This window comes from Pseudomonas oplopanacis (assembly GCF_057128725.1).
On the sequence record NZ_JBSKHV010000045.1, the window covers coordinates 294 to 629 of the forward strand.

Consider the following 336-nt stretch of genomic DNA (forward strand, 5'->3'; position numbering starts at 1 on the left):
AGATCGTCTATCTGGAAGAGGGCGACCTGGTGGACCTGCAGCTGGGCCGCTACTGGATCGTGGGCAAGGACGGCAATGCGCTGACCACCGGGCAGCGCCCCGTGCGCACCGTGCAGGCCCACAGCGGCGCGGCCGAGCTGGGGCCGTATCGCCACTACATGCAAAAGGAAATCTTCGAGCAGCCCCGCGCGATTGCCGACACGCTGGAAGGCCTGGCCGGCATCGTGCCCGAGCTGTTTGATGGTGCAGGCCAGCATGGCGAGCCCGGCGCGGCTGCCTGGCGCGTGTTCAAGGACATCGACAACGTGTTGATCCTGGCCTGCGGCACCAGCTATT

Annotated in this window: 1 pseudogene; it reads left to right on the top strand. The window is 66.4% G+C overall.

Going from position 1 to position 336, the window contains the following annotated elements:
- Positions 1–336: pseudogene (locus ACWKV5_RS29630) on the top strand (glutamine--fructose-6-phosphate transaminase (isomerizing)); the annotation flags it as partial.